Annotated in this window: 13 protein-coding genes; 9 read left to right on the top strand and 4 right to left on the bottom strand. The window is 71.1% G+C overall.

Annotation, left to right across the window (positions count from 1 at the left end; all coding sequences use genetic code 11):
- Positions 1–150: 150 nt before the first annotated feature.
- On the bottom strand, positions 151–969 hold the full coding sequence (locus ABGB10_RS27585) for a M1 family aminopeptidase (RefSeq protein ID WP_347663915.1): 819 nt from the start codon (positions 967–969) through the stop codon (positions 151–153).
- Positions 970–1068: 99 nt separating this feature from the next.
- Between ABGB10_RS27585 and ABGB10_RS27590 the strand changes: the two genes are divergently transcribed.
- Positions 1069–1251 carry a hypothetical protein gene (locus ABGB10_RS27590; RefSeq protein ID WP_347663916.1) on the top strand — a complete coding sequence of 61 codons (183 nt, stop codon included), beginning with the start codon at positions 1069–1071 and terminating at the stop codon, positions 1249–1251.
- A gap of 12 nt (positions 1252–1263) precedes the next feature.
- Complete coding sequence (locus tag ABGB10_RS27595) at positions 1264–1680, top strand: hypothetical protein (protein ID WP_347663917.1); 417 nt, start codon at positions 1264–1266, stop codon at positions 1678–1680.
- 25 nt (positions 1681–1705) lie between these two features.
- Here ABGB10_RS27595 and ABGB10_RS27600 read toward each other — a convergent pair whose 3' ends face one another.
- Positions 1706–2578 (bottom strand): aldo/keto reductase, encoded by an 873-nt coding sequence (locus ABGB10_RS27600; RefSeq protein WP_347663918.1) that lies wholly within the window; start codon positions 2576–2578, stop codon positions 1706–1708.
- A gap of 171 nt (positions 2579–2749) precedes the next feature.
- Here ABGB10_RS27600 and ABGB10_RS27605 point away from each other — a divergent pair, with 171 nt between their 5' ends.
- From ABGB10_RS27605 to ABGB10_RS27620, 4 genes are all read left to right on the top strand, one after another.
- Positions 2750–3115 (top strand): YciI family protein, encoded by a 366-nt coding sequence (locus ABGB10_RS27605; RefSeq protein WP_347663919.1) that lies wholly within the window; start codon positions 2750–2752, stop codon positions 3113–3115.
- A gap of 132 nt (positions 3116–3247) precedes the next feature.
- Positions 3248–4624 carry an FAD-binding oxidoreductase gene (locus tag ABGB10_RS27610; RefSeq protein WP_347663920.1) on the top strand — a complete coding sequence of 459 codons (1377 nt, stop codon included), beginning with the start codon at positions 3248–3250 and terminating at the stop codon, positions 4622–4624.
- Between the two features lie 205 nt (positions 4625–4829).
- Positions 4830–6278 carry a pyruvate kinase gene (gene pyk / locus ABGB10_RS27615; protein WP_347663921.1) on the top strand — a complete coding sequence of 483 codons (1449 nt, stop codon included), beginning with the start codon at positions 4830–4832 and terminating at the stop codon, positions 6276–6278.
- Positions 6275–7159 carry an acyl-CoA thioesterase II gene (locus ABGB10_RS27620; RefSeq protein WP_347663922.1) on the top strand — a complete coding sequence of 295 codons (885 nt, stop codon included), beginning with the start codon at positions 6275–6277 and terminating at the stop codon, positions 7157–7159. Before pyk ends, ABGB10_RS27620 begins: the two co-directional genes overlap by 4 nt.
- A 70-nt stretch (positions 7160–7229) precedes the next feature.
- On the opposite strand, the gene ABGB10_RS27625 is transcribed toward ABGB10_RS27620, so the two are convergent.
- Entirely contained in the window at positions 7230–7898 is a 669-nt protein-coding gene (locus ABGB10_RS27625) for a YceI family protein (protein WP_347663923.1), read from the bottom strand.
- Positions 7899–8154: 256 nt separating this feature from the next.
- On the opposite strand from ABGB10_RS27625, the gene ABGB10_RS27630 reads away from it, so the two are divergent.
- Positions 8155–8619, top strand: a complete 465-nt coding sequence (locus tag ABGB10_RS27630) for an Rrf2 family transcriptional regulator (protein ID WP_347663924.1) — start codon at positions 8155–8157, stop codon at positions 8617–8619.
- A 590-nt stretch (positions 8620–9209) separates the two neighbouring features.
- On the top strand, positions 9210–10196 hold the full coding sequence (locus ABGB10_RS27635; RefSeq protein WP_347663925.1) for a sulfite exporter TauE/SafE family protein: 987 nt from the start codon (positions 9210–9212) through the stop codon (positions 10194–10196).
- Positions 10197–10505: 309 nt separating this feature from the next.
- On the opposite strand, the gene ABGB10_RS27640 is transcribed toward ABGB10_RS27635, so the two are convergent.
- Complete coding sequence (locus ABGB10_RS27640; protein WP_347663926.1) at positions 10506–11945, bottom strand: pyridoxal-dependent decarboxylase; 1440 nt, start codon at positions 11943–11945, stop codon at positions 10506–10508.
- Positions 11946–12185: 240 nt separating this feature from the next.
- On the opposite strand from ABGB10_RS27640, the gene ABGB10_RS27645 reads away from it, so the two are divergent.
- Positions 12186–14444: a cellulose binding domain-containing protein gene (locus tag ABGB10_RS27645; protein WP_347663927.1), complete on the top strand. Its 2259-nt coding sequence runs from the start codon at positions 12186–12188 to the stop codon at positions 14442–14444.
- The last annotated feature ends 133 nt before the right edge of the window (positions 14445–14577 follow it).

Raw genomic sequence — 14577 nt, forward strand, 5'->3', positions numbered from 1 at the left:
ATGGAGTTGTGGTGGGTAATAGGTTCATCCTTGCCCGATATGTCAGGCACCACAACTCCATGATCGACGCGGTAGGGCGGTAGGGCGGTAGGGCGGTAGGGCGGTAGGGCGGTCGACGCGGTAGGGCGGTAGGGGCTGGGCGGTGCGGGGCTAGTGCGACATCAGGTGGTGTGACTCGCGGATCTTGGCCCAGGACTTCGGCTCGGTCGGCGGCGCGGTCTTGCGGGCCGCACTGGCCACGTCGGGTCGGCCGGTGGTGAAGAGCCAGGTGGTGAACAGGTCGTCCAGGTCCAGCCCGGAGATCCGTTCCGCCAGCGCCTGGAACTGCGCGATCGTGCCGTTGCCGTACCGGTGCTCGGTGGCCCAGGGCGGCAGGATCTCGAAGAACGCGTCGTCGCCGACGGCCAGCCGGAGCTGGTGCAACGTCATCGCGCCCCGGTCGTAGACGGCGTCGTCGAACACCCGGTCGGCACCCGGGTCACCGGGCAGCACCTGCCAGAACTCGTCGTCGGCCGGGTAGCTGGCGTAGGTGAAGTCGAACAGCTCCTGGGCCGTGCCCTCACCCTGCTCCTCCGACCACAGCCACTCGGCGTACGAGGCGAAACCCTCGTTGAGCCAGATGTGGCGCCACTCGGCGACCGACACGGAGTCACCGAACCACTGGTGGGCGTTCTCGTGCACCACCACATAGGTGTTGGCGCCGCGTCGCCAGAAGCCCGGGCCGTACACCGATCGGGTCTGCGTCTCCAGGGCGAAGCCGATGCCGTCGACCGGACCGGCCACGCCACCCTGCGCCTCGAACGGATACGGCCCGAAGATCCCGCTCTCCCAGTCGACGATCTCGGCGGTCCGCTCGATGCTGGCCCGCGCGGCCGGCCCGAGGGCGCCCAGCGAGGTGCTGTACGCGTTGACCACCGGCTGGCCGCTCGGAGTGGTGTCGGTGACGATGTCGTACTGGCCGATGGCCATGAAGGCCAGGTAGGTGGCGGTGGGGCGTTCCGCTACTACGGCGGGTCCGCGCAGAAGGTCACCTGGAAGATCCTGGAGTACCCGAAGCTCGCCCTCGAGTTGACCGGCCCGGCCAGCGCCCAGGTCTCCACCCCGACCGAGACCCGGGGCAGGGTGCAGGTCAGCGGAACCAACACGTACTTCGGCGGCACCTCACCGTTCACCGACGACGACACGTTCGTCGTCACCGGCGTCGCCACCGCGGCGGGGGAGGGCGTCACCTTCCGCCCCGCCACCAACTGACCGGGAGAGCCTGTGACCGACAGCAACACCGCCGCCCGGCTGCCCGTGCGGCTGACCATCAACCCCCGGCAGCGACAGCAGCCGTCGGTCGACCTGCTGGCCTGGATCCACCGCCATCCGGAGTACCGGCCGGTCGTCCGCCAGGCCGGTGGCGGCGGGGGCCGGCCGGGCTTCAGCGACGCGGTGATCATCGCGGTGCTGGCCCAGGGCCTGCTGCCAGGTCTGTTCAACCTGTTGCAGTCCTGGGCCGACCAGCAGCGCACCGAGGCCAGCATCCGGATCCAGGCCGGCGACACCGAGGTGGAACTCCAGGTGAGCGGACGCACCGACTCCGCGCGCCTGCTGGCCCAGGCGACCGAGGCACTGCGGGTCGCCCGGGAGCCCGGTCCGGACGCCGCCCGGGATCCTGGCGCGGACGCCGCCGACTGACACCGGCGGCGTCCAGACCGGCGGGTCAGCTCGCCTTGGCGAGCGCCTCGAACTCGTCGTCCGTGAGTCGCACGTCGGCCGCGTCGACGTTCTCCTCCAGGTGCGCCACCGAGGACGTACCGGGGATCGGCAGCATCACCGGCGAACGGCGCAGCAGCCAGGCCAGCGCGAGCTGCGCGGGCGACGCGCCGTGCGCGGTGGAGATCGCGTCCAGCGGCCCACCCGGACGGGCCAGCTCACCGGTGGCGATCGGGAACCACGGGATGAACGCGAGGTCGTTGCGCTCGCAGTACTCCAGCACGTCCTCGGCGCTGCGGTTGGCGAGGTTGTACAGGTTCTGCACGGACGCGATCGTGGTGATCGCCTGGGACTCCTCGATTTGCGCGACGCTCACCTCGGACAGGCCGATGTGCTGGATCTTGCCCTCCTGCCGCAGCAACGCCAGCTCACCGAGTTGCTCGGCGAGCGGCACCTTCGGGTCGATCCGGTGCAACTGGTAGAGCGGGATGCTGTCCAGGCCCAGGTGGCGCAGGCTCAGCTCACATTGCTGGCGCAGGTACTCCGGGCGGCCGACGACGCGCCAGTCGCCGGGCCCGGCCCGCGTGAACCCACCCTTGGTCGCGATGACCAGATCGTCGGCGTACGGGTGCAGGGCCTCACGGATCAGCAACTCCGAGACGAACGGCCCGTACGAGTCGGCGGTGTCGATGAACGTCACGCCCAGCTCGACCGCTCGGCGCAGCACCCGGACCGCCTCGGCCGGGTCCTTCGGGTCTCCCCAGACACCCGGGCCGGTGATCTGCATAGCCCCGTAGCCGAGCCGGTTGACCGTGACGTCGCCACCGATGCGGTACGTGCCGGACGCCTTCGCGGGCTGCTCACTGATGTTTGTCGCCATGGGTAGATCATCCCCCGGAACTCGACAGTGACACCGCCGGTTCGCCGACTGTGCGACTGGACACGTCACCCGCCCACCGACGGTTACCCGGAAGCGACAGATACGACCGGGGCGTACGTGCGACGCTGGCCGGGGCCGGTGGGTTCCGGCGCGACGGCGGAGGGAGCACCCATGGCGGGAGTGCCGCAGGTCAACTTCGCGCTCGACACGTACGAGTGCATCGTGCTCTATCCCGGCGCGGCCGGGCGGGTGCTGCCCGCCGAGACCGTGCAGCGGCTGCAGGCCGAGCACGCCGAACACATGCAGGCGTTGCAGCGAAGCGGCATCATCCTGGTGTCCGGCTCGATCGACGGGACGACCAGCAACCCGGAGCCCCCGATCGGCTTCGGGCTCGCCCGCACCGGCAGCGTCGAGGACGTGCGCAGCGTGCTGGAGGCCGACCCGGCGGTGCAGGCCGGGCTCTACCGGGTGGACGTGCTGACCTTCCTCTGCCCGGCCGGTTCCCTGGAGTTTCCGCTGGTCAAGGCCGAGAGCTGATTGGTCGGTCAATCGGCGGCTGTCGTGATGGCGACGGCGCCCGGCCGCCCGCCGGTGCTACGGTCGCGCCCAGCGAGGGCCGCCGCCGGGGCGTACCCGGAGCCATGGATCGGCCCCGGTCGAGGAGTCGCCATGAGCTCCGCCGCCACCCCCGATGTCGCGACGGCCGCCGCCCGGCTGCGTGCCCTGCTCGGCGACCGGCTGCACGAGCCGGGCGAGCCCGCGTACACCACCACCACAAGGCTCTGGAACGGCGCGGTCCAGCGCACGCCCGCCCTGGTCGCGAGCTGCCGGGACACCGACGAGGTGGCCGCCGCGGTCCGCATCGCCGCCCGGTGCCACCTGCCCCTGTCGGTCCGCTCCGGAGGGCACGACTGGGCGGGCCGGGCGCTACGCGACGGCGGCCTGGTGCTCGACCTGACCGGGCTGCGTGCCGTCCGGGTCGACCCGGACACGGCCACGGTGACCGTCGGCGGCGGCACCACGGCCGCGGAGCTGCTCGCCGCCGCCCGCCCGTACGACCTGGTGGTGCCCACCGGCACGGTCGGCGACGTGGGCATGGCCGGGCTCGGCCTCGCCGGCGGGTACGGCCCACTGTGCGGCCGGTTCGGGCTGACCCTGGACAGCCTGCTCGGCGCGGAGGTGGTCCTCGCCGACGGCCGCCGGGTCACCGCCGACGCCCGGCACGACGCCGAGCTGTACTGGGCGCTGCGCGGCGGCGGCGGCAACCTCGGCGTCGTCACCGAGTTGCGCTTCCGCGCGCACCGGCTGCCCGGCGTGCTGGCCGGCATGGTCATGTTCGCGTTGGCCGAGGCGCCGGACGTGCTACGCGGCTACGGCGCGCTGGTCGCCGAGGCCCCGGACGAGTTGACCGTGATGACCGGTTTCCTGCCCGGCCCGGCCGGCGAACCGGTGATCTTCGTCTGCCCGTTCTACAGCGGCCCGGACCTGGACGCCGGGCTGCCGTGGATGGACCGGCTGCGCGCCCTGGGCACCCCGCTGGTCGACCAGATCGCCCCGATGCCGTACGCGGACGCGTTGCGGATGTTCGACGGCGGAATGGTCGACGGCAACCACTACCTGCTGCGCACCCGCTGGCTTCCCACGTTTACCGACAGCGCGGTGGACGTGATCGTCGACGCCGCCCGGCAGGTCAGCTCGCCGTTCTCCGCGCTGGCCGTGCACCACTTCCACGGTGCGGCCACCCGGGTCCGGCTCGCCGACACGGCGTTCGGGCTGCGCACCGACCACCTGCTCACCGAGATCATCGCGGTCTGGGCGCCCGGTGAGCAGGCCGAGCCGCACCGGGAGTGGGCCGAGCGCACCTCGGCGGGGCTCGCCCCGCACGCGCTGCCCGGCGGTTACCCCAACCTGCTCGCCCCCGAGGAGACCGATCGGGTCCGGCTCGCCTACGGCGCGAACTGGCCCCGGTTACGCCGAGCCAAGCGCCGCTACGACCCGCGTGAGCTGCTCACCGCGGTGCCCACCCTGCCGCCGTCGGGGCACTGATGGCAGGCCGCGCCCGGGAGCACCCCGACAGCGCACGTCACCGGAGGCGTACGATTCCCGGCGCGCGGTCGCTGATGCCCGTCGCCACAACGTTCCCGGTGCGGTTCCGCCCGCCGGCCCGACGCGCGCCGCGCGTCGTTGGACACATGTTCCGCTGCCTGCAATGGGTCGGTCCCGAGTCCGACCTGAAGGAGAGACTAGCCTGATGGGCGTGACACGCCGCGCGAAGATCGTCTGCACTCTTGGTCCCGCCACCTCGTCCCCGGAGCGCATCCGGGGTCTCGTCGAGGCCGGCATGAACGTGGCGAGGCTCAACTTCAGCCACGGCAGCCACGCCGACCACGAGGCGGTCTATCGACTGGTCCGGGAGGCGTCCGAGGCGGCAGGTAAGCCGGTGGCCGTCCTCGCCGACCTCCAGGGCCCCAAGATCCGGCTCGGTCGGTTCGCCGACGGCCCACACGAGTGGCGCACCGGCGACTCGGTCGTGATCACCGGTGACGACATCATCGGCACCAAGGAGCGGGTCTCCTGCACCTACCAGAAGTTGCCGCACGAGGTGAAGCCCGGTGACCGGCTGCTGATCGACGACGGTCGGGTCGCCGTCGAGGTCACCGACGTCACCGGCAACGACATCCGCTGCCTGGTCACCGAGGGCGGCCCGGTCTCCAACAACAAGGGCGTCTCGCTGCCCAACGTGGCGGTCAGCGTGCCCGCCATGTCGGACAAGGACGCCGAGGACCTGCGCTTCTCCCTCGGGCTCGGCGTCGACCTGGTCGCGCTCTCCTTCGTCCGCTCGGCGGAGGACATCAAGCTCGTGCACGGCATCATGGCCGAGGAGGGCGTGTTCCGCCCGGTGCTGGCCAAGGTCGAGAAGCCGGAGGCGGTGGAGCACCTGGAGGCCATCGTGCTGGCCTTCGACGGCGTCATGGTCGCCCGCGGTGACCTCGGTGTCGAGATGCCGCTGGACCAGGTCCCCCTGGTGCAGAAGCGCGCCGTGCAACTGTGCCGGGAAAATGCCAAGCCGGTCATCGTGGCCACCCAGATGCTCGACTCCATGATCGAGAACTCCCGTCCCACCCGGGCAGAGGCCTCCGACGTCGCCAACGCGGTGCTCGACGGTGCGGACGCGGTGATGCTCTCCGGCGAGACCAGCGTCGGAAAGTACCCGGTGCTGACCGTCAGCACCATGGCCAAGATCGTGACGACCACCGAGTCCGGCTCGATCGGCGTTCCCCGGTTGCAGCACGACCCGCGTACCCACGGTGGCGCGCTCACCGTCGCCGCCTCGTCGATCGCCCGGGCCATCAACGCCAAGGCGCTCGTCGCCTTCTCGCAGACCGGCGACACCGTCCGACGGCTGTCCCGCCTGCACTGCGACCTGCCGCTGCTGGCCTTCACGCCCGTCCCCGAGGTGCGCGACCAGCTCGCCCTCACCTGGGGCGTGGAGACCTTCCTGATGCCGTTCGTGCAGCACACCGACGACATGTTCCGTCAGGTCGACCAGGCGCTGCTCGGCCTCAACCGGGCCAACCCCGGTGACTACGTGGTGATCGTCGCGGGTAGCCCGCCCGGCACCCCCGGCTCGACCAACACGCTGCGCGTCCACCAGCTCGGTTCGCTGGTCGACGCGGCGTCGGCGCGGGCCCTGCAGTGAGCGACGGTCGGGTCGCGGTCGGCCAGGCCGCCGTGGACCAGCTCCTGGAAGTGCTGGACCTCGACCCGACCGGGGAGATGACCTTCCGGGGGATGAGCCCCCCGGTCGGTCCACAACGGGTGTACGGCGGCCAGGTCGCAGGTCAGGCCCTGGTCGCCGCCGGCCGCACCGTCGACCCGGAGCGGTTCGTGCACTCGCTGCACGGCTACTTCGTCCGCCCCGGCGACCCGGTCGAGCCGATCGAGTACCAGGTGGAGAACATCCGCGACGGACGGTCGTTCTCGGTCCGCCGCTCGGTCGCCCTCCAGCACGGCAAGCCGATCTTCTTCATGTCGGCGTCGTTCCAGCGGGCCGAGGAGGGTCTGGACCACCAGGTCACCGCCCCGCTGGACGTACCCTTGCCGCAGGACGTGCCGACGATGGCCGACCGGCTCGCCCGCTACCCGGAGCGGCTGGGCATCTGGGGTCAGATTCCGCGACCGATCGACGTGCGCTATGTGGGGGAGCCCGGCTGGGTTCGCCCCGGCGACCGGCCCGCCGACCCGCACCAGCGGGTCTGGATGCGCATCGACGGCAAACTGCCCGACGATCCGCTGCTGCACGCCTGCGCGCTCACCTACGCCTCGGACCTCACCCTGCTCGACTCGGTGCTCTCCGCGCACGGTGAGGTGTGGGGGCCGGGCGGGTTGGTCGGGGCGAGCCTGGACCACGCCCTGTGGTTCCACCGGCCGTTCCGTGCCGACGAGTGGTTCCTCTACGACTGCCTGAGTCCGTCGGCGTCCGGGGCCCGTGGGCTGGCGACCGGCCGGATGTTCACCACCGACGGCCGGCAGATCGCCAGCGCCGTCCAGGAGGGTCTGCTGCGCCGCGTCGGCACCTGACGTTCTCGACCATCCCCGCCAGGCAGTTGTCGCTCATCCCCGCCAGGCAACCTGGCGGGGATGACGTCGATCAGCCCTGGTAGATGGTCTCGCCGGCGATCTCGATCTGTACCGTCTTACCGACCAGCACCCCGCCGCTCTCCAGGACGACGTTCCAGAGCAGGCCGTAGTCCTCGCGGTTGATCTCGGCCGTAGCGCTGAAACCGAAGATGTTCTGCCCGTACGGATCCTGCCGTGCGCCGCCGAAATTCACCTCCAGGTCGACAGACCGGGTGATTCCCTTCACGGTCAACTCACCGGTGAGGACGAATCGTCCGGGAACGCCGTCGGACTGCGGCGGAACAATGTGACTCCGGCCTCGTCCACCCAGCCGATGGTTGCGCAGACGGGCCCACTGGAATATGGGGTTGTCGTTGCCCTGCCACTTAATGCCGGTGCTTCGATATTCGAGAGTGGGATAGCGCTCCACGTCGAGGAAGTCGGCGCTCTTGAGATGCGTGTCCCGGTCGATGCTCCCGGTGGTGATGCTGGCCGACATGATGGTCGCCGTCACCGAGGAGAGCAGCGGATCCTCCGCCACGAAGACCTGCGCGGTGGCTTCGGCGAACTCGCCGCGTACCGGGCTCACCATCATGTGCCGGGACAGGAAACCGATCCGCTTGTGCGCCTGATCGAGAAGATAGGTGCCGGCCACCGGGATGGTCATGCCATCCCAGGTACGTGTCGCGGTATCGGTCATCGTATTGCCTTCCCCCCGAGGGTGCCCGGGCGTTTGTCCATATCTTGCCGGCGGTCGGGTAAACGGCCAGGCAGTCGTACTCCCGCCCAGCATAGGGACGCTCCGGAACGGCTTTTCGGCCCCCACCTTGTCGTGGATCATGACGCACTTCACTGGTCCACCCCGAGGGCGCGAATTCGCGGATTTCCGTCGATGCGTGTCCGATCGGCCGAGGGTCGCCCGCCCGCCCGGTTGACCAGCGACTAACCTTGCCGACATGCGCCTCTCCGCCCGGGTCGACTACGCCCTCCGCGCGGCCGCCGAGCTCGCCGCGACGGCCAGTGGTCCGGGGCGCGGACGGCCGGTCACGGCCGACCAGATCGCCCGAGCCCAGGAGATCCCGCCGAAGTTCCTGGAGAGCATCCTGCTCCAGCTGCGCCGCGGCGGCATCGTGCACGCCCAGCGTGGCCCGGAGGGCGGCTACTGGCTGGCCCGCCCCGCCGAGGAGATCTCCCTCGCCGAGGTCATCCGGGTGATCGACGGGCCGCTGGCGCACGTACGCGGCCAGCGCCCGGAACAACTCGGCTACCACGGCCCGGCCCGCGCGCTCCAGGAAGTCTGGATCGCGCTGCGGGCGAGCGAGCGCGAAATCCTGGAACTGGTCAGCGTCGCCGACGTGGCAGCAGGCACCCTGCCCGCGCGGGTCATGGAGTTGGTCGCCGACCCGCGCGCCTGGACCTGAGCGCCGGCCCATCCCGGGCCACCGTCACGGTGTCGCGTCGTGCTCTGCGGTGTCGCGTCGTGCTCTGCGGTGTCGCGTCGTGCGCTGCGGTGTCGCGTCGTGCTCTGCTGTTCGGGAGCAGTTCGACATCCGCGATCACCGCGCTGAGGCGCTAAGCCAGCGAACCGTCCGCCGTCCTGCCGGCCCCGGCACCGTTCCGGCGCGGTCTTCTGGGAGCCGGCGCAGCGTCCGGGGCGACCTTGTGGGGCTCGGTGCAGCGTTCGGGACGGCCTTGTGGGAGTCGACACCCAGTCCGGGGCGGCGTTGTCGGAGTTGGTGCACAGTTCGCCGCGGGCTCCGGGAGATCTTGGACAGTTTCCGTTGGCAGGGCCCGCCCAGGCAACGGAAACTGTCCAAGATCTGGCCGGTGGTGAAGCGTCCGGTGGTCGACGCGGCGGGACCGCCGCGCGCTGCGAAGCGTCGCGTGGTTGGTCCACCGGGGAGCGCCGCGCGGTGGCGTCCCATCCACCGATCGGGGGCTTGACCGTGGCTGCCCCGTGCCGCATTGTCGACCAAGTCGATAGGAGATACCGAAAAGTCAGGGGGCGCTCGTGCGCAAGCTACTGGTCCTCGCTCTGGTCGGGCTCGTCGCGCAGTTGATCGATGGTTCGCTCGGCATGGCGTACGGGTTGACCTCGTCGACGCTGCTGCTGGTCGCCGGAGTCGCCCCGGCCGCCGCCTCGGCATCGGTGCACCTGGCCGAGATCGGCACCACCCTCGCCGCCGGGGTCGCGCACTGGCGGTTCGGCAACGTCGACTGGCGAGTGGTGACCCGCATCGCCCTGCCCGGCGCGATCGGTGCCTTCGCCGGTGCCACGGTGCTCAGTTCGATCTCCACCGAGGCCGCCGCGCCGTGGATGGCCGGCATCCTCTTCACGCTCGGCGCGTACCTGCTGGTTCGCTTCGCCCGCCCGTTGCGCACCGATCGGGTCGGCGGGCGGCTCCGCGGTCGCTTCCTCGGCCCCCTGGGCCTGGTCGCCGGCTTCGTCGACGCGACCGGTGGCGGCGGGTGGGGCCCGGTTGCCACGCCGGCACTACTGGTCTCCGGCCGGATGGAACCCCGCAAGGTGATTGGCTCGGTGGACACCGCCGAGTTCGTCGTGGCCGGCGCCGCCAGCGTCGGTTTCCTGATCGGGCTGGGCACCGAGGGGTTCCTGCTCCCCACCGTCGCCGCACTGCTGGTCGGGGGGCTCATCGCCGCCCCGCTGGCCGCCTGGCTGGTGCGAATCGTGCCCGCCCAACTGCTCGGCGCAGCGGTCGGCGGCGTGATCGTGCTGACCAACGCCCGCACCCTGATCCGCTCCGCCGAACTGGACGGCCCGGTCCGCCCCATCACGTACGCCCTGCTGGCCGTCGGCTGGTTGGCCGCCCTGGTATTGGCCGTGCGGGCCCTTCGCCGAACCCGGCGGGCACGCGCCGAGGCCGCGAAGGCCGCAAACGTTTCTCCCGTGCCCGCCCCGGCCGCACTTGCCGGCGTTGGTGCTGCCGGCGCGGCTCCGGCCGAGCTGACCCAAACGGGTACGCCCAACCCACGCTGACCCCCGCTCGCTCGCCACCCCGCTCGCCACCCCCCGCTCGACGGCAAGGCACCGGCCGCGCTCGCGGCCGCCTGCGCCAGGCGCACGGCCCAAGATCCGCGCAACATCGGGGATGTTGGTGTCTCGCGCGTGTCGGAGGCAGCAACATCGGGGATGTTGTTCGGATCATGGGCGCGGGGCGCGGGGCGCGGGGCGCGGGGCGCGGGGCGCGGGGCGCGGGGCGCGAGGGCGACGGTCGCGACCGCGGCGACCGCGAGGACCCGAGGACGACGCTCGCGACCGCGACGGCCGCGACGGCGACGGGCGAGGTCAGGGGGTGAGTAGGTCGTTGGCCGTGGTGGCGAGCAGTGTCCAGGCGTCGTCGATGTGCGTTTCGGTGGTCTGCGGGGAGCCGATGGCGATCCGCAGCGTGTAGCGGCCGGCGACCCGAGTGTGCGTCAGGTGCACGCGCCCGGTGGCGTTCACCGAGGCCAGCAGCGCGGCGTTGACGTCGTCGTCGGCGCGCAGCCGGAAGCAGACAAGCGCGAACGGGTGCGCCGCCGCCAACTCGAACCGGTCATCGGCGCGAACCTGTTCGGCGAACCGCTCGGCGAGCCGCACGCCGGAGCGGATGTGCGCTTGCAACCCTTCGGCGCCGTACCAGCGCAGCACGAACCACAGCTTCAGGGCCCGGAAGCGTCGACCCAGCGGCACCTGCCAGTCGCGGTAGTCGATCACCGCGCCGGAGTCGGAGGCCGCGTTACGCAGAAACTCCGGCAGCACGGTCAGCGCCTCGATCAACTCGGCCCGGTCGGCCACCCAGAACGCGTCGCAGTCGAAGCCGGTGAGCAGCCACTTGTGCGGGTCGAAGCAGTACGAATCGGCGTACTCGAGGCCGGCGTGCGACCACCGTAGTTCGGGGCAGACGGCGGCGGAGCCCGCGTACGCGGCGTCGACGTGCAGCCAGATGCCGTACTCCGCGCAGATGGCTCCGATCTCCGGCACCGGGTCGACGGCGGTGGTGGAGGTGGTGCCGATGGTGGCCACCACGATGGCCGGTACGTCCCCGGCTGCCAGGTCGGCTTCGATGGCCGCGCGTAGCGCGGCGGGCAGCAGCGCCTGGGTGTCCGGGTCGACGTCGATCGCGCGGACCCCTTCGCTGCCCAGGCCGGCGATCCGGACGGCCTTCTCGATGGAGGAGTGCCCGTGGGTGGAGGTGTAGGCGCGGTAGCGCCGGTCGATGCCGGTGTCGCGCCAGCGGCCCCCGCTGGCCCGGTGCAGTGCGGTCAGGGTGGCCACCAGGGTCGCCGAGGAGGCGGAGTCCTGGATGACGCCGCCGCCGCTGCCGGTGGAGCGGAACCGCTGCGGCAGGTCCAGTAGCTGGGCCAGCCAGTCCATCAGCACCGTCTCCAGCTCGGTGCAGGCGGGGCTGGTGGCCCAGAGCATGCCCTGCACACCGAGCCCGGAGCTGACCAGGTCGCCGAGCACGCTCGGGCCGGAGGTGTTGGCCGGGAAGTAGCCGAAGAAGCTCGGGTGCTGCCAGTGGGTCAGCCCCGGTACGACGATCGCATCCAGGTCGGCGAGGACGGCCTCGACCGGTTCGCCGCCGGTGGTGGGTGGCGTGGTGGGGAGAGCGGCGGCGACCGTGCCGGGCGGGTCGGACGGGGAAACCGGCCGTCGCCCGACTGTCTCCCAGTAGTCGGCGATCCAGTCGACGACGGCGTGGCCAGCGCGGCGGAACTCGTCGGGGTCCATGTGCGGATCGGTCACCTCAACGAGTTGATCAGGCATCGATCGCCGGCGCAAGACCCAGTATCGATGCGACAGGTATCGATATTGCGGAGCGGAAAGCGCTTGCCCTACGATGCGGCTTGAGTCGGATCCGTGAGTTCCAGGGCGTTCACCCCCGATCAGATCGCCGTCCGCCGTCGCGGCCGGGCCGGTCCACTGTGCTTCCCGGGCAGGGCCAGTGGTCCTCAGCGATCATCACCGGATCCCCGGAGGCAGTCCATGCACCCGTCCAGACATCGGCTGATCCTGCTCGCCGGTACGACAGCCGCCGCCGTCGTGGTCGGCACCCTCGGTACGGTCGTCGCCTCGGCCGCCGCCGTCGGCTGTCGCGTCGACTACCAGATCACGAACCAGTGGCAGGGCGGCTTCGGTGCCAACGTCACCGTCACCAACCTCGGCGACCCGGTCAACGGGTGGGCCCTCACCTGGTCGTATGCCGCAGGCCAACAGGTCACCCAGGCGTGGAACGCAAGCGTCAGCCAGTCCGGTGCCCAGGTCACCGCCCGCAACGTCGACTACAACGGGAGCCTCGCCACCAACGGCTCCGCCTCGTTCGGCTTCAACGGTTCGTGGACCGGCAGCAACCCGGTGCCGGGTAGCTTCGCGCTCAACGGCGCGACGTGCACCGGCGCCCCGCCCACCGAGGAGCCGACCACACCACCGCCCACCGAAGAGCCGACCACCCCGCCCCCGACCACGCCACCGCCCACGACGCCACCCCCGACCAACGGGGTGCTGCAGATGGAGAACCTGGACCGCGGCCTGGTCAGTATCCGCTCCGGCAGCGGCAACCTGGTCTCCTGGCGGCTGCTCGGCACCGAGACCGCCGGGGTGGCGTTCAACCTCTACCGGAGCTCGACCAGGGTCAACGCCAGTCCGATCACCGGCGCCACCAACTACCTCGACAGCGGCGCGGCGGCCGGCTCGGCGTACACCGTGCGGGCCGTGGTCGGCGGCGTCGAGCAGGCGGCGTCGGCACCGGCGTTGCAGTTCGGCGCGGGTTACCTGGACGTGCCGTTGCAGGTCCCGGCCGGCGGCAGCACGCCCAGCGGCGAGAGCTACACCTACAGCGCCAACGACGCCTCGGTGGGTGACCTGAACGGCGACGGCAGCTACGAGATCGTGCTCAAGTGGGATCCGTCGAACGCCAAGGACAACTCCCAGTCCGGCTACACCGGCAACGTCTACGTCGACGCGTACACCCTCGGCGGCACCCGGTTGTGGCGGCTCGACCTGGGCCGCAACATCCGCGCCGGCGCCCACTACACCCAGTTCCAGGTGTACGACTACGACGGTGACGGCCGCGCGGAGGTGGCCATGAAGACCGCCGACGGCACCCGTTCCGGCACCGGTCAGGTCATCGGATCGTCGTCGGCGGACCACCGCAACTCCAGCGGTTACGTGCTCAGCGGCCCGGAGTACCTGACCATGTTCGACGGTCAGACCGGCGCGGTGCTCTCCACCGTCAACTACGACCCGCCGCGCGGCACGGTGTCCTCGTGGGGTGACTCGTACGGCAACCGGGTGGACCGGTTCCTCGCCGGCACCGCGTACCTGGACGGGCAGCGCCCCTCACTGATCATGGCTCGGGGCTACTACACCCGTGCGGTGATCGCGGCCTGGGACTTCCGCAACGGCACGCTGACCAGGCGCTGGACGTTCGACTCGAACTCCTCCGGCAACGGTGCCGCCGCCGGGCAGGGCAACCACCAGCTGTCGGTGGCCGACGTCGACGGCGACGGCCGTCAGGAGATCGTGTACGGCGCGGCCACCATCGACGACAACGGTCGGCTGCTGCACTCCACCGGCAACGGGCACGGGGACGCCCTGCACGTCGGAGACCTCGACCCGGGCCGCTCCGGCCTGGAGGTGTTCAAGGTCGACGAGGACGCCAGCAAGCCAAGTTCCTACTTCGCCGACGCCCGTACCGGTCAGGTGCTCTGGTCCACGCCGGCCTCCGGCGACAACGGCCGGGGTGTCTCGGCGGACATCTGGGCGGGCAGCCCCGGCGCGGAGTCGTGGTCGTCGGCGGTTGCCGGGCTGGCCAACACCAGGGGGCAGAACATCGGCCGTAAGCCGTCGTCGGCGAACTTCCTCGCCTGGTGGGACGGTGACCCGGTGCGGGAGCTGCTGGACGGCACGGCTGTCGACAAGTACGGCACCGGCGGCGACACCCGCCTGCTGACCGGCAGTTCGGTGGCGTCGAACAACGGCACCAAGTCCACCCCGGCGCTGTCCGGCGACATCCTGGGTGACTGGCGTGAGGAGGTGGTCTGGCGAACCAGCGACAGCCGGGCGCTGCGTATCTACAGCACGCCCACCCCGACCAGCACCCGCATCTACACGCTGATGCACGACCCGCAGTATCGGGTGGCGATCGCGTGGCAGAACACCGCCTACAACCAACCGCCGCACCCGGGGTTCTTCATCGGCAACGGGATGGCCGACCCGCCCACCCCGGACATCCACCTACGCTGATCTGACCCCTGGCGATCCCGAACCGGGTCGCCTAGGGTGGCAGGCACCGGGCCGCAGCCGCGGAATCCGCTCAGCTCCGGCCCGGTGCGCCACACCGCGGCACTCTCGACCCGTCCCGACCGAGAGTGCCGTA

Origin of the sequence: Micromonospora sp. B9E7, assembly GCF_039871815.1 — a bacterium.
Lineage (GTDB): Bacteria > Actinomycetota > Actinomycetes > Mycobacteriales > Micromonosporaceae > Micromonospora.

Excerpts from the sequence above, each read along its gene's own strand:
- ABGB10_RS27585 (WP_347663915.1), bottom strand. The coding sequence starts at position 969 with ATGGCCATCGGCCAGTACGACATCGTCACCGACACCACTCCGAGCGGC.
- ABGB10_RS27600 (WP_347663918.1), bottom strand. The coding sequence starts at position 2,578 with ATGGCGACAAACATCAGTGAGCAGCCCGCGAAGGCGTCCGGCACGTAC.
- ABGB10_RS27605 (WP_347663919.1), top strand. The coding sequence starts at position 2,750 with ATGGCGGGAGTGCCGCAGGTCAACTTCGCGCTCGACACGTACGAGTGC.
- ABGB10_RS27610 (WP_347663920.1), top strand. The coding sequence starts at position 3,248 with ATGAGCTCCGCCGCCACCCCCGATGTCGCGACGGCCGCCGCCCGGCTG.
- pyk (WP_347663921.1), top strand. The coding sequence starts at position 4,830 with ATGGGCGTGACACGCCGCGCGAAGATCGTCTGCACTCTTGGTCCCGCC.
- ABGB10_RS27625 (WP_347663923.1), bottom strand. The coding sequence starts at position 7,898 with ATGACCGATACCGCGACACGTACCTGGGATGGCATGACCATCCCGGTG.
- ABGB10_RS27630 (WP_347663924.1), top strand. The coding sequence starts at position 8,155 with ATGCGCCTCTCCGCCCGGGTCGACTACGCCCTCCGCGCGGCCGCCGAG.
- ABGB10_RS27645 (WP_347663927.1), top strand. The coding sequence starts at position 12,186 with ATGCACCCGTCCAGACATCGGCTGATCCTGCTCGCCGGTACGACAGCC.